2 protein-coding genes and 1 pseudogene are annotated in these 2,705 nt (G+C 46.0%); all 3 read right to left on the bottom strand.

Annotation, left to right across the window (positions count from 1 at the left end; genetic code table 11):
* Nucleotides 1-275: 275 nt before the first annotated feature.
* Nucleotides 276-1,142 (bottom strand): GNAT family N-acetyltransferase, encoded by an 867-nt coding sequence (locus AC29Z1_RS16135; RefSeq protein ID WP_488272475.1) that lies wholly within the window; start codon nucleotides 1,140-1,142, stop codon nucleotides 276-278.
* Between the two features lie 137 nt (nucleotides 1,143-1,279).
* Nucleotides 1,280-2,104: a phosphoenolpyruvate hydrolase family protein gene (locus AC29Z1_RS16130; protein WP_488272474.1), complete on the bottom strand. Its 825-nt coding sequence runs from the start codon at nucleotides 2,102-2,104 to the stop codon at nucleotides 1,280-1,282.
* A 14-nt stretch (nucleotides 2,105-2,118) separates the two neighbouring features.
* A pseudogene (locus AC29Z1_RS16125) lies at nucleotides 2,119-2,705 on the bottom strand (Tm-1-like ATP-binding domain-containing protein); the annotation flags it as partial.

Raw genomic sequence — 2,705 nt, 5'->3', positions numbered from 1 at the left:
CTAAAAAGAGGCGTGTCACAAGACGTTTTTTCCATAAACGTTTTGCGACACGCCCGATGAGAACGTAGCCAAAGCGCAGCAACTGCTGGGTAAAATGGGCATTTACGTCGAAGCCACTGCCGGTGCGGCCGTTGCCGGTGCCTTGCAATATTTTCACAGAGAATATGACCCTACACTGAATATCGTTATTCCTTTAACCGGTACCGGGTTAAAGAAGTGAATAAAACCTGGAAACCCTTTACACGTGCAGACTTACCTGGGGAAAATAAATTGATCTACGGCTGATACTTCTTGGTCATGGTGACATAGTCAATGCGATTATCCAGCCAGTGTGAAGCGATGACCGCTTGCTCTCCCCCACTCAATACTACATAGGCACCACTGGAGTTGTTCATGTGGAACGCCAAATGTGGCAATACCTGATGCAGTACCTCATTACCGCCGCTCAGGCTGCAGTGGATGATAGCGGCGCAGCCTGAGTTCGGAGTACAAATGCGGAAACTAAGCGTTTTTTCCCCTCGCAGCTTGCAGCACAAAACTGAGGATTTATAGCCCAACAGCCATTCTTTAGCCTGCGTAAACATTCCCTTGCTATCATGTATAGGTATAAGTTCAACATCTGTTGGCTGCTCAGCAGCCGGAACCGACGGCAATACCAGGCGATAGACATGAAATTGACTGTCAACCCCAAACCCTAAGCTGCTATAAAGCTTCATAGCCAGGCTGTCGGCTTCGGTTTCCAGGTAAAGATCACAACCACATTTGCTGGCAACATTGATAGCAAACCCTACCAGCTCCCGCCCCAACCCTTGCCGGCGAAAATCCGGCGCAACGGCTACATAATGCAGGTGCATCTTTTTATTACCGATTTTTTTTAGCATAATAAAACCAATAGGTTGGTTCCCTGACCGCAATACATAGACATGTCCAATAAACTGAGCAGCAATGGATTTAGACAGCCGGTAAAATCTTTTGGCTAAATCTAATCTGCGTTTCATCAAAGGATAGTAGATATCGGTGTGAAAGGCGGCTGCGAACATACTTTCAAATATCGGCCAATCTTGACAGACGACTGGAGTTATTCCCAAATCTTTTACTGCACTAGATGAAGTGCGTGCCGGACTTAGGGATATATCGCGCATTCAATCTAGACACCTCCTGTACTCATTGTACCAATAATTACCTGTATCCGCAAAACAGTACAATTACAAAAAAATCAGCGGCTATAGCCGCTGCTCTCATTTCTAACAAACATATTACCGTTTGTTGCCTCGACTACCTACTTCTTTATCGCCTTGAATGCCTCGGCTTGTTGCTTGATTCCCACCTCTGTCGCAAATCGTTCAATACTGGAAGCGCCAAAGAAACCTTCCACATCCCGGGTATTGCGGATAATATATTGTGAGTCTTCCGGTTCAGCTATGGGACCGCCATGGCATAAAACAATAAGGTCTGGATTTACTGCTTTACCCGCGTCACAAATAGCCTGTACTTTCGCGACACAATCCTCCAGCGTCAAGGCGGTTTTAGCTCCAATGGTTCCTTTGGTGGTTAAGCCCATATGCGCAACAAGAATATCGGCTCCGGCCTTGGCCATTTTTACGGCTTGGTCGGTATCAAATACATATGGAGCAGTAACCATATCCAATTCATGCGCCTTTTTGATCATCTCTACTTCCAGATCATACCCCATCCCAGTCTCTTCCAGGTTTTGCCGGAATACGCCGTCAATAAGCCCTACTGTGGGAAAGTTTTGAACACCGGCAAAACCTTGTTCTTTTAACTGTTTTAAAAACACATCCATAATGCGGAAGGGATCGGTACCGCATACACCAGCTAATACGGGGGTGTGTTTCACTACCGGCAGTACCTCGGCACCCATTTCGACAACAATTTTGTTAGCATCTCCGTAGGGCATCAGTCCAGCAAGTGATCCCCGGCCAGCCATTCTGTATTTTCCTGAATTATAAATAATAATTAAATCAACACCACCCGCTTCGCCGCTCTTAGCCGATATGCCGGCTCCGGCCCCTGCTCCAACAATAATTTTACCGGCGGCAATTTCCGCCTTTAATTTTTTTATTACTTCACTTCTGGTTGGCATTATCTATACGCCTCCTAACTGTGTTTTGTCTTTAATAGCTCGATTAATTTTTGCGCGGCTGCAGTAGAAAATGCAGTATCATTGATATGTGCGTCAACTTCAACAATTTCAACAAGCGGATTGGTAATATTCTCTTTGAGGGTTTTGAATAGCATGGCATCCTCTTCCGGACCATAAAAAGGCTGTCCCGGAGCATCAATCATAGAGACCCCCCGCATGGGCAGCAGTAAAGCAGCCCTTGCTTGGCACATATTTAATTTTTCTGCAATCACCAAGCCCAATTGCCTGTTTTCCTCAACCGTGGTTCGCATCAGGGTCACTGTAGGATTGTGTTTATAAAAATTACGCCCGTTATATTTGGCAGGAACAGTATTTATCGGCCCAAAATTCACCATATCTAAAGCACCTACAGAAACCACTTGCGGTATGCCATTAAGAGCAGCAGCTTCCAGCCTTTTGTCGCCAGCTGCCATATTCCCCCCCATGAGCTCATCACACCACTCGGTTGTGGTAATATCAAGAACGCCTTCGATATAGCCATCTTTGATTAAACCTTCCATGGCTTTTCCGCCCGTTCCTGTGGCATGGAAGATTAGAACCT

The organism is Sporomusa sp. (assembly GCF_057736855.1).
This window is presented reverse-complemented; position numbering and strand designations above follow the sequence as displayed.